Raw genomic sequence first — 12,793 nt, 5'->3', positions numbered from 1 at the left:
TTAAGAATGCAAAAAATAAATTAGAATTTAAAAAAAAGTGATCCTTCGGACTTACGTCCTCGGATGATAGAGAAATTGAAAGAGTTGAGACAATTCATGAGTTGCCATTTTACAAAATTTGGAAGTAAAGCATTGCAATCTTGCAGCCAGCAAAGAATCTTTTTCTTATACCTTTTTTCTAAGCTAACGTATTATACGATAAACGATTCGATCATCTTCTATATTTTTCTGTCTCCAATGGTAAGCTTTCATCATTACCCCATTCATACCAGCTTCCTGTATAGATTTTTAGATTTTTAGCTCCTAAGTATTTAAGTGGAATAAAGACAAATGAAGACCTATTTCCAATGGTGCAGTAAAGAATGATTTTTTTATTTAAATCTAAATTTATTTTCTTTATATCTTTTTCAAGAATTTCTATAGGCTTGTAGGTTGAGCCTTTACCCTCAAACCACCTCCAATAGACAAACTTAGCCCCAGGTATATGACCAGACCTTTTAATCTCATTCATTTCCTGCCTTCCTGTAAATTCTAAAAATGTTCTTGTATCTACCAAGATTGTGTTATCATCAACTCCGTTTGTATAGTTTTTTACATGTTGCAAAACTTCTTCTTTTGAAGCTACAACTTCATACCTTGGCTTTACAGTGTATTTAGCTTTTTTCTTGATAGCATCATCTTGATTTGAAATAGGCAAATTCTCTTTTTTCCAGTTCTCAAGACCACCATCAAGAATTAAAAGTTTGTTTTCATCATGACCCATGCTGTAAAGCAAAAACCAAATGTAAGATGCTTTATTCGGAAGATTCTTTGAATAGTAGATTATAACTTTATCATTGTTGCTAATCCCATTTTCAGAAAACAGCTTTTCAGCAGTTTTTGGACAAAGTGGTAAGTATTTACACTTTTGCTTTTCATTATTTTTTATTGCTACATCTTGAACTGCCAAAACATCAATATTGACTGAACCAGGAATATGTTCATTCATGTAGGTTTGATTATCTTCTGTGTCTATAAATATTGCGTTTTTATCATTTAGTAGTTTGTAGGCATCTTGCGGAGAGATTAAAGGAAATTTGTTTTGTGCGTAAGAAACACTAAAAACTAACAAAATTATATATACTATTTTTAACATTCCAAAACTCCTAAGCAAAATTGTTAACAATAAAATTTAGTTTAAAAGAGGCTTTTAAAACATGACCAACATCAAAGATTTAGAAAGCTATATGAAAATTGCTTTAGATTTGGCAAAAATTAGAAAAGGATTAACCCATCCTAACCCAACCGTTGGAGCTGTTATTGTAAAAGATGGAAAAATAATAGGTAAAGGTTATCATACTAAAGCAGGCATGCCCCATGCAGAAAGAGAAGCAATAAAAGACGCAAAAGAAAAAGGACATGATTTAAAAGGTTCTACTATGTTTGTAACCCTTGAACCATGCTGTCATTATGGAAGGACACCGCCCTGCACAAGCGCAATCATTGAAGAGGGTATCTCAGAGGTTGTAATCGGAGCATTAGACCAAAACCCGATAGTAAAAGGTCAAGGAGTAAATATACTAAAATCTCATGGTATTAAAGTAATTACAGGTGTTTTAGAAAAAGAATGTGAGAAGATAAATGAAGATTTTTTTACATACATAAAAGAAAAAAGACCATTTGTCCATCTAAAAGTAGCTCAAAGCTTTGATGGAAAAATAGCCACAAAAATAGGTGATTCCAAATGGATAACATCTGAAAAATCAAGGCAATTTGCCCATCAGCTAAGAAAAGAAGCATCAGCCATTCTCGTTGGCACAAATACAGCTTTAAAAGATAATCCAGCCTTAACAGTTAGACACGTAGAAACAGAAAAACAGCCAGCAAGAGTTTTGATAGACAAGAAATTAAAAGTTCCACCAACTTATAACATCTATAACAATGAAGCTAAAACCATCGTGATAACTTCCAAATTAGCCAATCAAGAAAATCTTAAAAGATTATCAGAAAAAGAAAATGTTGAAATTGTGTTTTTAGATTTAGATGAAAATGAGAAGTTTAAGATTGATGATATTCTAAATACACTGTACGAAAGAGAAATAGTTCATCTTTTAGTTGAAGGTGGTAGAGGAGTAATAACAGACTTAATAAAAGAAAGAAAGTTTGATAAAATCTCTATCTTTACAGCGCCTTTATTGATAGGTAATGATGGTATCTCTTGGCTTGGATGCATTGGAATTGAAAAAATTCAGGACAGCTTAAAGCTCAGGGTTGAAGATTTTAAGGTTTTAGATAAAGATTTTTATTTTGAATGTTATCCCAATGCCGTCTAATCATTTTCTGCTTGACAGGTAGAAAATTTTTTTGTATATTTATATTAGCTTTTTAATTTTTTAACTGTACCTTGTCAATTGAATAGGTTAGCCCACACAAGCTTAATTTACGTGAAACGTGAGACGTGAGAAGTGAGACGTTGGAGATTGGTTTATCAATATCTTAGTGATTTTTGTTTGATTGTGTGATAGCTTAATGAGATGACTTAATAGTCAGTGAAGCTAAGGTATTGGTAATGTAGTTTTATTTTTTGATGTTTGATTTAAGATTGTGTAATGATGGTTTGAAAGGGATTTTTTGAAGAGTGAATGTAAGTACTTGGTGAATTAAACTTTTTGATTTTAGATTTTTTAGTTTTTAAATTTTTGAAAATTTGAAGTTTTTTATTTTAAATTTTTTTGAGATCGGCAAGTTAAAGAGTGATATTTGCAGCGGGCTTCTGAGTTTGTGGTTTTTGGAAGTTGGTTTGTGATAGGAAGTTAAAGGATAAAATATAATAATATATTTTCTGTATATCGAGGTTTGCTGCAAAAAACTTCAACTTGCGGATTTTTTAAAAATTTGGTATAATGTTTTACACATTGGTAATTGAATAGGATTTTTGCGAATTTATTTTTGAGTTAAAAGTTAACGAGTTACATCTGAACCGTGTGGGTTAGAAAGTTGAAATCTTTTCATCTATCTTAGCCTGTGTTAAATCGTTACATCTGAACCGTGTGGGTTAGAAAGTCTACAAGGCGGGGTAGTTCACAAAGGAAAAATTAAGTTACATCTGAACCGTGTGGGTTAGAAAGTATATAACTCTCAGTCATCTCTTTCGCAAGAATATATCTGTTACATCTGAACCGTGTGGGTTAGAAAGTTCTTGGATGTCGGCAGGTATCTCATATGAAGTATAGTTACATCTGAACCGTGTGGGTTAGAAAGTCAGGAATAGTGATCCTAACCTCTTTTATCAACTCCGTTACATCTGAACCGTGTGGGTTAGAAAGAGTTATCTCTTCTGGCTTTAATACTCTGTATTCATTTGTTACATCTGAACCGTGTGGGTTAGAAAGGCTGAAAAATCAGCCGACCTATCTATGAGCCTTTTTAAGTTCCATCTGAACCGTGTGGGTTAGAAAGTGTTGTGCTTGAGATTGTGATACTTTAGCATTAGCAGTTACATCTGAACCGTGTGGGTTAGAAAGACTATGAAATTTAGTTTAAATACTACTTCTTCTGCTACGTTACATCTGAACCGTGTGGGTTAGAAAGATGATAGCAAAAAAACATATGCAAGTTAAGGATAAGTGTTACATCTGAACCGTGTGGGTTAGAAAGACTTTTTAATGCTGATGGTGGGGGAGTTCCCCCACACGTTCTATCTGAACCGTGTGGGTTAGAAAGTTAATAATTCTTTGAAAACCTCAACGTTTGCATCCTTGTTACATCTGAACCGTGTGGGTTAGAAAGTCGCTGTTTTCTGGAATAAAAACGTTCCAAGTTCCAGGTTACATCTGAACCGTGTGGGTTATAAAGTCTATTGCAATATATACTGCATTAAAGCGTTTCACTGCGTTACATCTGAACCGTGTGGGTTAGAAAGTTCCACCACACCATAGATGATGACTTGGAAATTACCTGGTTACATCTGAACCGTGTGGGTTAGAAAGTTATACATAACAACAAACAGTAAAGAGAGCTTCAGTGTTACATCTGAACCGTGTGGGTTAGAAAGATACATTTTTCACTACAGCATTTATGGTCACTGCGTCGTTACATCTGAACCGTGTGGGTTAGAAAGGATGACGGATATGTGGAGATAGGGGAAGAGAAGATAGTTACATCTGAACCGTGTGGGTTAGAAAGAAATTTAAATTTAAATACAGCTCTAAACTCAAGTACGTTACATCTTAACCGTGTGGGTTAGAAAGCTTCTTGGGCTAGTTTATTTAGTGTGTGGAATGCGAGTTACATCTGAACCGTGTGGGTTAGAAAGAAATCTTAGAGATATACCTATAACATCAGGATACTTGTTACATCTGAACCGTGTGGGTTAGAAAGGCATATCCGCAGAGGATAAACAAACTGTGTCCTTCGTTACATCTGAACCGTGTGGGTTAGAAAGTGTATTTTTCATATTCATCACCACTGCTAAAAACTAGTTACATCTGAACCGTGTGGGTTAGAAAGAACTTTAAGAAACATTGATATAAAGCAAGCTGAAAGGTTACATCTGAACCGTGTGGGTTAGAAAGTCGAAATAAGGATGTTCAAATTGAAGGTGAAGACTCTGGTTCCATCTGAACCGTGTGGGTTAGAAAGACTTTTTAATGCTGATGGTGGGGGAGTTCCCCCACACGTTCTATCTGAACCGTGTGGGTTAGAAAGTTAATAATTCTTTGAAAACCTCAACGTTTGCATCCTTGTTACATCTGAACCGTGTGGGTTAGAAAGTCGCTGTTTTCTGGAATAAAAACGTTCCAAGTTCCAGGTTACATCTGAACCGTGTGGGTTAGAAAGTGACATGTATTCATAAATAACATCGAACGTAAATTTGTTACATCTGAACCGTGTGGGTTAGAAAGACAGTTCGTCATCTCTTTTGATGTAACATTAATCTTGTTCCATCTGAACCGTGTGGGTTAGAAAGCTATAGTGTCCGAAAGGTAGATGTTTTTTAGATATTCGTTACATCTGAACCGTGTGGGTTATGCAAGAGGTGAAACGTGAGACGTGAGACGTTTTAAAAGAGCGATAATAATTTAATTCTTTCTACGTTTCACGTTTCACTTCTCACTTCTCACGTTAAAGTTCCATCTGAACCGTGTGGTGGATTAAGATATTATCTTAAACTTAAAATCACGACAGCTTTAAGACTGTTTCAAAATTTTTCTAAGCTTACCTTTCTGTGTCATCCATGAGGACTTTAGTCCGAAAGATGTCCTCTTTTGATTTAAAAAGAAAAAATAGATTCTTCGCTTACGCTCACAATGACAAGCTGATTTTTGCAAGCAGTCCTTGAAAATGCTTGACTGATTAAATGATTGAAGAATTTTTTTTATTTAACACTGTAAAATTTCCTATCTATTACTTTTCACTTTATTCAACGAAATAGCCAGCTTTATAGCTTCTATTGTAGATGATGGGTCTGCTATGTTTTTGCCTGCAATATCATAACCTGTTCCATGGTCAGGAGATGTTCTTATAAAAGGAAGTCCAAGAGTTATATTTACGGCTTTTCTAAAACAAAGAAGTTTCAAAGGAATCAATCCTTGGTCGTGATACATTGCAACATAAATATCAAAATCTTTATATCTATTAAATGCAGTATCCGGAGATAACGGGTTTGTAATCTCAATACCATCTTCTCTTAATGTTTTTACAGCCGGAAGAATTATATTTAGCTCTTCATTGCCTATATTCCCATTATCAGATGCATGAGGATTTAGTCCAAGAATTGCAATTTTTGGTTTAGAAATGCCAAACTTTTCTTTAAACTCTCTGTTTATAAGTCTTACTTTTGAAATTATCTTTTCTTTAGAAATCTGACTTGGAACATCTTTCAGTGGAATATGGGTTGTAATGAGAACTACCTTTAACTTTTTACACATTAAGACCATTGCATACTCTTTAGCACCGCTTACTTCTGCTAAATAATCAGTATGTCCTGCATACTGAAAGCCGCTTTCCATAATCCACTGCTTGGAAATAGGAAGTGTGATCAAAGCATCTGCTTTCTTTTCTAAAACATCTTTAACTGCATTTTCAAGATAAATAACGGAAGCTTTTCCGGTTTCTTTAGAAGGACTTCCAAACTCAACATCTAAATCATAAAGATTTATAAGATATATTCCGGGTTTTGAAACGTCGTTTATAGATGTTATCTCTTTTATGTTTAAATCTACGCCTGTTAGTTTTTTCGCCTTTTCTAAAGCTTTTTTTGAGCCGTAGATGACATATGAAATGTTTCTTTTTGGAAGTTTATCTAAAGCTTTAAAAAGAATTTCCGAATTTATTCCTGATGGGTCGCCAAGAGAGATGGCAAGTTTTACCAAACAACCACCTTGTTTGATTTTTCTATGAGATTTAATATTTCTTCATAATCAAGAAGTTTACTTTCTTGAATTTTAATTCCTCTTGCTATCACGTCTTCTTTGCAAGCATACCAATTATCAGTGGAAGGCTGTCTAAGAATGCCATCTTGGATCAAGATTAAAACATCATTGTCTCCGATAATATCTAAGATTGGAAAGTCTGCAGGTTTTTTTATTAAGAATACTGTATCTACCATGTTAGCACTACCTCTGCAGATTTAAGGATTTGACAAATCTCATCTTTTGTTTTTATCTGTATTTCTACAGGAAATTCTTTTAGCTTTATAATTCCTCTTTCGCTTAAAGACTCTTTTTCAGCTATGATGGTTGCATTTAGCATACCAAGGGCTTCTATGGATTTATCAGAAGAGGGAACGCCGATCATTTCCGGCTTCCAATCTGTTAGAGCAAACACGCCATCTTTTATGAAGATTACGTAAACTTTATGGTCCATAGCCATTCCGACAGCTTGCCTTAACGCTTCAAAAGCTTTCCAACTAAAAGGATTTGATTTTATCAAGCTTACAGCTTTTTTCTTTGCCATTTTTACATCCTAAGATAAGCTTATGACTTTTTCATTTTCGGAAATGAGCTTAGAAAGTCCATACATACTGCTACTTTCAGCCCAGGGTTGTGGCTCAATCTTTCTTTGGTTTGCATTATGGGCGCAGTAGTATATCTTTGCTCCCTCTTCTGCCAACTTTTTAACATCATCGTGAAGTAAACAGTAGGTTCCGTTTGCCATAAAAAATATACTCACTTTATCGTTTCTTTTTAATCCAGCTCTTGCAAATTTTACTAAGGTATTAAAATCTGCTGAATAAGGATTGCTTGCCATTATTAAAAGTAATTTCATTTTACCTTTCTCACCAATACTTCCCAGAGGTTTTCACCGATTTGATTTACAGCTAAAACTTCTTGACCTTCCATTTCCATGCTTTTTGGCACATTTTCAACTGATGGTTTGTAATCTAAAATAACTCTTAAAACTTGACCTGTGTCCATTTGTTCGATGATAAGTTTACTTTTTACGAAGGTAAACGGGCAAACCTCGCCTTTTAAGTCAAGTTCTTTATCTATCTGCATACCTCACCTCTAAAAATGAACTTCACAAGCTTGGTCGTACTCTATAAGCTCTTTTATCGTTGGATTTTCTCCGCATAGATTACACTTTTTATCCTTTCTTAATTTTACAGTTCTAAACTCTGTCGTTAAAGCATCAAATACTAATAGCTTACCAACTAAAGGCTCACCAATTCCAAGAATAAGCTTTAATGCTTCATTTGCTTGAAGAGTTCCCATGATTCCACCTACTACACCAAGCAAGCCAGCCTCTTGACAGCTTGGGACTAAACCCGGTGGTGGTGGCTCAGGAAACAGACATCTATAACATGGTGAAGTTTCTCTATTTCTGTAGTCAAAGGTTGTAAGCTGACCTTCAAATCTAAGTATTGCAGCAGATACCAAAGGTTTTCCAAGCATATAACATGCATCATTAACCAAAAATCTTGTTGGAAAGTTGTCTGAGCCATCTAAAACAATATCATAATCTTTTATAATATCTAAAACATTTGATTTATCAATCTTTTGATTGTAAGGAATTACTTTTACGTCAGGGTTTAGTGCCTCTATTGTCATCTTTGCAGATTCTACCTTAGGAATACCGACTCTTGAAGTGTTATGTAATATCTGTCTTTGTAGGTTAGAAAAATCTACAACATCAAAATCAACTATTCCAATCGTTCCAACCCCTGCAGCTGCTAAATAGTATATAGATGGAGAACCAAGTCCGCCAGCACCGATAACAAGCACCTTAGCATCTAAAAGCCTCTTTTGACCTACACCACCAACTTCCGGAAGTATTATGTGCCTGCTGTATCTCTTGATTTGCTCTTCTGTAAAGTGAAAAGACATTTTAGCTTCACCTCTCTAAATTACAATTAAATAATTATACCACTTTTGATATAATTTATTATATCCGATATATTGGAGCTATAATATGATTAACAGCGGTAATTTAAAAACATTTAGTCTAATAGATATATTTCAAATCATCAAAGAAGGAAAGAAAAACTGTATTTTAGCCATCGAGAATAACAACAACGTATATGGAATATACTTTAAAGGTGGCGATCCTGTCTATGTAAGAAAGGTTAAACGAAGTTTTTTTCTTTACATGGATTTAGATTTTGAATCTGTTTTAAAAAGAGATAAAATCTCAAAGCAAGATATTTTTAAAAATTTCGCAACCTTACTGCCCATAATCTTAAAAATCAAAGAAGGCAGGTTTTCTATAACATCAGGATTTATAAAATATTCTGAAGACATAAAGCCGTTAATCAATACAGAAAAGCTTATCATTCTCCTTTCAAGAAATTTAACCTTAGAAGAAGTAAACAGAAAAATTACAGACCCTGAAATGATTTTTGAAAAAACAGAAAAGGCTCAAGAGCTTTCAGAATTAGCAGACCTTAGCAGTCAAGAAAGAGAAATTTTGGCTCTTGTAGATGGAAAAAATAAAGTAAGCGATATTATCGCTAAAATTCATTTTAATAGAATCCTAAAAGATGAAAATATCTTATATATAAATGACGAAGAACATGTTAAAAAGCTGTATGAAGACAGTGAACTGTTAGTAAAAAGAGCATTATATGGACTCTTGGCAAGCCGTATAATAAGAAAATCAAGAAGCATTAAAAAATCAGAATCAATAATAGAAAGAATTCTGTCTTACTTAGAGTCAAAACCTATTAAACAAAGCTTAAAAGAAATCTAAAAAGGAGTAGAAGGATGGACAGCAGACAGTATGCAGAAAGCATCGCAAAAAAAGCAAAAAACACGGTAAGAAAATTATCATCATTAACAACAAAAACAAAAAATGATGCTTTACTAAGGACAGCAGAATTGCTATTAGAAAGAAAAAGCCAAATCATAGAAGAGAATAAAAAAGATTTAGAGCTTGCTGAAAAGAAAGGATATTCAAAAGCTCTGCTTGATAGACTTGCTTTAGATGATAAAAGAATTAATCAGATGGTTCAGGTTTTAAAAGACGTTGCAGCATTGCCAGACCCTGTAGGTGAGATAATCAACATGTGGACAAGACCAAACGGATTAAAAGTTGGTCAAATGAGAGTGCCGCTTGGAGTGATCTTGATTATATACGAAGCAAGAGCAAACGTTACAATAGAAGCTGCATCTCTGTGTATGAAATCTTCAAACGCAGTGATTTTAAAGGGTGGAAGTGAGACAATCAACTCAAACAGAATATTGGTTGATATAATCAAACAAGCTTGCAGAGAGACTTGCTTTCCGGAGGAAGCAGTCCAGTTTGTAGATACAACAGATAGGGAAGTTGTAAACCATCTATTGAAGCTTGAAGGATTAATAGATGTGGCAATTCCTAGAGGTGGTGAAAGCTTAATCAGAGCAGTGGCAGAAAATTCAAAAATTCCAGTAATCAAGCATTATAAAGGTGTTTGCAATCTTTATATCGATGATGAAGCAGACATGGAAAAGGCTTTAAACATTGCTTATAATGCAAAAGTGCAAAGACCATCTGTATGTAATGCAATAGAAAATCTTGTAGTTCATAGAAAAATTGCAGATAAATTCCTACCAGAGATTGCCTACTACTTCGGAAAAGCAGGCGTTGAAATGAGATGTGATGAATACAGCTACAATCTGCTGATAAACCATCCAAAAGCAAAAGATACAGAAATAGTTCCGGCAAAAGAAGAAGATTATTATGAAGAGTTTTTAGACTTGATAATAGCTGTAAAAGTAGTAGATAGCTTAGATGAGGCAATAGACTTTATAGAAAAGTATGGTTCTCATCATTCAGACGCAATAGTTACAGAAAACTATACAAAAGGAATGAAGTTTATCCAAGAAGTAGATAGTGCAGCTGTTTATATTAATGCATCAACAAGATTTACAGATGGAAATGAGTTTGGGCTCGGTGCAGAGATGGGAATTTCAACTGACAAAATTCATGCAAGAGGACCAATGGCATTAAAAGAGCTAACTATTCCTAAATTTATAGTGTTTGGAGACGGTCAGCTTAGAGAAAATGTAGGAATACCAAAAGATGAAAGTGAAATAAGGATAGATACAAACGCATGTAATTTGCAATGACAAAGCAAAAATGTTCTAAATACTGTAAGCTGTATAATATATGTGTAGAATAAATTTATCATTTCACGTCATCCTGAGGACTTTAGTCCGAAGGATCTCCCTTAAAGGACAGAAAGTTAGTAGAGGCAATCCATGATTGCCCATACAGTGAATAAGTGAGAGGCAAACGGCAGAGATACTTTACCGATCGCATGATGACAAAAATAATATTTTTATCACAATAGCAAAATGGTAATATAGCAAATCTTAAAAATTTTTTGGAATATTGTCAATGTCAAGACAGATATTTGATATAACAGTTAGAGATGTATTAAAAGAGCCAATCTTAAAACTTATTGAGAGATTGGTAGGTAAAAAGATCGTAAGAAGCTTAGATATTTCTCTGCCGTCTATAAAAGAAAGAAAAGTAGATATTTTATTGGAAGCAGAAGATAGAAGTTTAATTCATATAGAGCTACAATCAACAAACCATAAATATATGCACTATAGAATGCTTGAATACAGACTTGAGATAACAAGGAAGTTTAAAGCAAATAATATTATCCAATTTGTCATTTACTTAGGCGAGAAAAAATGTACGATGAAATCCGAAATATCGGAAAAAGATTTAATTTATAGATACAATTTGATTGATATAAAACAAATACCATGTCAGGACATTATAAAAGAAGATGATATAGACTCAATCGTTTTAGGCTTTTTGTGTAATCTAAAAAACAAAGAAAAACTTTTAGAAAAATTAAAAATTAAATTGTCCACATTAGACGATGTAAAAAGAGCTGATTGGATTAGAGGGATATTGCTAATCCTTGGACTGAGACCTAAATTGAAAAAAGAATTTCAAAGATTGATAGATAGGGAGGAAATAAAAATGCCAATAACCATAAGAATAAGAAGGGATTTAATAGAAGATTTACCATTGATCGGAGACTTACTAAGAGAAGCTGAGAGGGAAGCTATTGAGAAGGGAATTGAGAAAGGTTTAAAGAAGGGCTTAAAGAAGGGCTTAAAGAAGGGCTTAAAGAAAGGCTTAAAGAAAGGCTTAAAAGAAGGTTTACAAAAAGGTATGCAGAAAGGAATTAAAGAAGGATTACAAAAGGGATTGCAGGAAGGATTACAGAAAGGTCTACAAGAAGGCCTCGTTAAAGCAAAACAAGAAGATATAATTAAAGTGTTAGAGGCAAAATTTGGAAAATTAAGTAAAACAATTAACAGTAAAATCAAGAAAATAAACGATCTAAATAAATTAGAAGCTTTACTTTTAGAAGCTGTAAAATCTGAGAGTTTGGAAGAGTTTAAAACAAAATTATAAAAACCGGAGCTTTTATGAAATCGATAAACGAGTTTTTTAAAGCCAAGGAAGAAAAGAAGAAAATAACAGTTATCTCAACTTACGACTACTGGTCTGCCAAATTATGCGAAGAAGCCGGAATAGATGCTATTCTTGTTGGAGACTCTTTGTCTATGGTAGTTCAAGGGAATGACTCCACCTTACCTGTTAGCTTAGATGAGATGATTTATCATACAAAAGCCGTAAGAAAAGGAGCACCAAACACGTTTATCATCGTTGATATGCCGTTTTTGACCTACCACACAACCATAGAAGAAACTGTTAAAAACGCAGGAAGGATATTAAAAGAAACAGGAGCAAACGCAGTCAAGCTTGAAGGTGGAGAGCAGATAGCAAAAGCCGTAGAGAAGCTAACATCTCTTGGAATTCCTGTAATGGGACATCTTGGACTTACTCCACAGTTTGTAAATATTCTTGGCGGTTATAAAGTTCAAGGTAAAACTCAAGATAGTAGAGAAAAAATAAAAAAAGATGCTAAAATTCTTCAAGAAGCCGGATGTTTTTCAATAGTTTTAGAAGCTGTACCGGCAGACCTTGCTAAGGAAATAACAGAAAGTTTGAAAATTCCAACCATTGGAATAGGAGCCGGAAAGTTTACAGATGGACAAGTTTTAGTTTTTCATGATTTGATAGGAATCTTTCCAAAAACTCCAAAATTTGTAAAACGATACTTAGAAGCCGGCAATCTAATAAAACAAGCACTTTCACAGTTTAAAGATGAAGTCTTAAAAGGAGGTTTCCCAAGCAAAGAACATGAATATTAACATTTCGACAAAATTAGATGATGCTATTGATGTAATAAAACGCAGCGGAATAGTGATTACTAAAACAGATACTATCTACGGAATTCTTGCTAATGCTTTAGACCGAGAGGCTGTAGAAAAGATTTATGTAATTAAAGAAAGAGAAAAAATAA

13 protein-coding genes and 1 CRISPR repeat array are annotated in these 12,793 nt (G+C 33.9%); of the genes, 6 read left to right on the top strand and 7 right to left on the bottom strand.

The features are described 5' to 3' along the window. Window positions 1–211: 211 nt before the first annotated feature. Window positions 212–1,135: a sulfurtransferase gene (locus SULYE_RS01655; protein WP_007545865.1), complete on the bottom strand. Its 924-nt coding sequence runs from the start codon at window positions 1,133–1,135 to the stop codon at window positions 212–214. A 61-nt stretch (window positions 1,136–1,196) separates the two neighbouring features. On the opposite strand from SULYE_RS01655, the gene ribD reads away from it, so the two are divergent. Next, a complete protein-coding gene (gene ribD, locus SULYE_RS01650) occupies window positions 1,197–2,312 on the top strand; it encodes a bifunctional diaminohydroxyphosphoribosylaminopyrimidine deaminase/5-amino-6-(5-phosphoribosylamino)uracil reductase RibD (RefSeq protein WP_007545864.1) in 1,116 nt (371 codons plus the stop codon). A gap of 635 nt (window positions 2,313–2,947) precedes the next feature. Continuing rightward, window positions 2,948–5,014: direct repeats of the CRISPR family, unit length 29 nt; unit sequence GTTACATCTGAACCGTGTGGGTTAGAAAG. A 364-nt stretch (window positions 5,015–5,378) separates the two neighbouring features. Here the strand turns inward: ribD and pdxA are convergent. The 6 genes from pdxA to moeB are packed head-to-tail and all read right to left on the bottom strand — an operon-like array spanning window position 5,379 to window position 8,306. Beyond that, window positions 5,379–6,353 carry a 4-hydroxythreonine-4-phosphate dehydrogenase PdxA gene (gene pdxA, locus SULYE_RS01645; RefSeq protein ID WP_007545862.1) on the bottom strand — a complete coding sequence of 325 codons (975 nt, stop codon included), beginning with the start codon at window positions 6,351–6,353 and terminating at the stop codon, window positions 5,379–5,381. Beyond that, window positions 6,347–6,589: a DsrH/TusB family sulfur metabolism protein gene (locus SULYE_RS01640; protein ID WP_007545860.1), complete on the bottom strand. Its 243-nt coding sequence runs from the start codon at window positions 6,587–6,589 to the stop codon at window positions 6,347–6,349. The genes pdxA and SULYE_RS01640 overlap by 7 nt, the downstream gene beginning before the upstream one ends. Beyond that, window positions 6,583–6,936: a DsrE family protein gene (locus SULYE_RS01635; protein WP_007545859.1), complete on the bottom strand. Its 354-nt coding sequence runs from the start codon at window positions 6,934–6,936 to the stop codon at window positions 6,583–6,585. Before SULYE_RS01635 ends, SULYE_RS01640 begins: the two co-directional genes overlap by 7 nt. A 9-nt stretch (window positions 6,937–6,945) precedes the next feature. Beyond that, a complete protein-coding gene (locus tag SULYE_RS01630) occupies window positions 6,946–7,248 on the bottom strand; it encodes a DsrE family protein (protein WP_007545858.1) in 303 nt (100 codons plus the stop codon). Next, complete coding sequence (locus SULYE_RS01625) at window positions 7,245–7,478, bottom strand: sulfurtransferase TusA family protein (protein ID WP_007545857.1); 234 nt, start codon at window positions 7,476–7,478, stop codon at window positions 7,245–7,247. The genes SULYE_RS01630 and SULYE_RS01625 overlap by 4 nt, the downstream gene beginning before the upstream one ends. Window positions 7,479–7,487: 9 nt before the next feature. Beyond that, complete coding sequence (moeB, locus tag SULYE_RS01620) at window positions 7,488–8,306, bottom strand: molybdopterin-synthase adenylyltransferase MoeB (protein WP_007545856.1); 819 nt, start codon at window positions 8,304–8,306, stop codon at window positions 7,488–7,490. Window positions 8,307–8,391: 85 nt separating this feature from the next. Here moeB and SULYE_RS01615 point away from each other — a divergent pair, with 85 nt between their 5' ends. The 5 genes from SULYE_RS01615 to SULYE_RS01595 all read left to right on the top strand — a co-directional run. Further along, window positions 8,392–9,168, top strand: coding sequence for a DUF4388 domain-containing protein (locus SULYE_RS01615; RefSeq protein WP_007545855.1), 777 nt, complete (start codon window positions 8,392–8,394; stop codon window positions 9,166–9,168). A gap of 14 nt (window positions 9,169–9,182) precedes the next feature. Next, window positions 9,183–10,526: a glutamate-5-semialdehyde dehydrogenase gene (locus SULYE_RS01610; protein ID WP_007545854.1), complete on the top strand. Its 1,344-nt coding sequence runs from the start codon at window positions 9,183–9,185 to the stop codon at window positions 10,524–10,526. A 271-nt stretch (window positions 10,527–10,797) separates the two neighbouring features. Next, entirely contained in the window at window positions 10,798–11,838 is a 1,041-nt protein-coding gene (locus SULYE_RS01605; RefSeq protein ID WP_007545853.1) for an RpnC/YadD family protein, read from the top strand. A gap of 14 nt (window positions 11,839–11,852) precedes the next feature. Next, window positions 11,853–12,641 carry a 3-methyl-2-oxobutanoate hydroxymethyltransferase gene (gene panB, locus SULYE_RS01600; RefSeq protein WP_007545852.1) on the top strand — a complete coding sequence of 263 codons (789 nt, stop codon included), beginning with the start codon at window positions 11,853–11,855 and terminating at the stop codon, window positions 12,639–12,641. Then, a partial coding sequence (locus tag SULYE_RS01595; protein ID WP_043989024.1) for a Sua5/YciO/YrdC/YwlC family protein occupies window positions 12,631–12,793 on the top strand: 163 nt, incomplete at its 3' end. The genes panB and SULYE_RS01595, both read left to right, overlap by 11 nt.

It is taken from the genome of Sulfurihydrogenibium yellowstonense SS-5 (genome assembly GCF_000173615.1).
Classification (GTDB): Bacteria; Aquificota; Aquificia; order Aquificales; family Hydrogenothermaceae; genus Sulfurihydrogenibium; species Sulfurihydrogenibium yellowstonense.
Note: the sequence above shows the minus strand (reverse complement) of the source record. Positions and strands in the feature narration are given on the sequence as shown.